This window comes from Pseudoalteromonas sp. SR45-5, from assembly GCF_014163565.1.
Taxonomy (GTDB): Bacteria; Pseudomonadota; Gammaproteobacteria; order Enterobacterales; family Alteromonadaceae; genus Pseudoalteromonas; species Pseudoalteromonas distincta.
Window position 1 is genome coordinate 1 of the sequence record NZ_JACJDN010000831.1, and the last position, 1,426, is coordinate 1,426.

Sequence of the window (1,426 nt, forward strand, 5' to 3'; positions counted from 1 at the left end):
CATTAATCCTACTGATGGTACGCCTACATTTTTCAAAAAATCCATTAGTAATAATACTTCTTGATACGACACCTTACCCGAGCCTTTAATCATTACCGGCACGTCAGGGTTTTTCATTAGCTGTAATTTTATAACCGCAGCCACATCAAGTGCTTCCATAGGCTCTTCTGGATCAGTACCTACACTCACGTAATATTTACCTTGTGCATCTATTGAGGCAATAATAGGCGGAGTATCTTTAGTATCAACTAAATCAGACTCTTCCATTTTAGGTAAATCAACTTTTACACCATGCGTAATAAGCGGTGCTGTAGCCATAAATATTATAAGTAGTACCAACATTACATCAATGTAAGGTACTACATTAATCTCTGCGACCGGACGGCGCTTTTTACGCTGATACATTCGCTTGTGCCTCTATTTGTGTAGCTGCTTGACGGTGTAAAATATTAGCAAACTCTTCCATAAAGTTAATATAGTGAGACTCAAGCTTTTCAACACTGTTTGAAAAACGGTTATAAGCAATAACAGCAGGGATCGCCGCAAATAAACCCATAGCAGTCGCAATAAGTGCCTCTGCAATACCTGGTGCTACCATTTGTAATGTAGCTTGCTTAACTTCACCTAGTGCAATAAAGGCATTCATTATACCCCACACTGTACCAAACAAACCGATGTACGGACTTATAGAACCTACTGTTGCTAAAAACGATAGGCTAGATTCCATTTTTTCAATTTCACGAGAAAGCGCAACACGCATAGAGCGGTGCGTTCCTTCCATAACAATACTCGCACTTTGAAATGTATTCTTTTTATGGCGAGCAAACTCTTTAAAGCCCGAAGTAAACAAAGCTTCAATGCCTTGAGACTGACCGCTGCGTGACGATATCTCGTTATATAATTTGCTTAAATCGATACCCGACCAAAACTTTTGCTCAAATTTCTTAGCATTTATTAGCGCATCCGATATTGCTTTTTTACGTTGAAATATAATTGTCCACGACATTACAGACATGGCAACTAGCCCTAACATTACTAATTGAACAAGCAAACTTGCTTCTAAAATTAGATCTAAAAAATTAAGCCCTGATCCCACGTTAAACTCCTAAATAATTTCAAAATACGGCAAATTGGTTAATTTGTGTAAATATGACCGCTTACACGGCCAAAAGTTGCATCTAGTGTATCTAGTCCATTTCAAGCTGACAACGGTATTGCTATGAATAGGCAACAAAAAACGTTAAAAAAACAGCTTTAGTTAGCATTTCCCTTTGCCTCAGTATTTTATTTAAACTTTAAAACAAACTCGCTAACTATAAATATGCGTAAATATATACATGAAACGTCATAAAATGCGCCGTTTATTCAAAATAAGAGCATAAACACTCAAAACCTATAAGCCTCACCTGCACGTAATAGTAAAACT

At 37.2% G+C, this 1,426-nt stretch carries 2 protein-coding genes; both read right to left on the reverse strand.

Going from position 1 to position 1,426, the window contains the following annotated elements:
• Nucleotides 1-405: protein TolR (tolR, locus tag H5072_RS19410; protein WP_182694505.1), on the reverse strand; the 405-nt coding region annotated here is incomplete at its 3' end.
• On the reverse strand, nucleotides 392-1,096 hold the full coding sequence (tolQ, locus tag H5072_RS19415; RefSeq protein WP_002960643.1) for a protein TolQ: 705 nt from the start codon (nucleotides 1,094-1,096) through the stop codon (nucleotides 392-394). The genes tolQ and tolR, both read right to left, overlap by 14 nt.
• Between the last annotated feature and the right edge of the window lie 330 nt (nucleotides 1,097-1,426).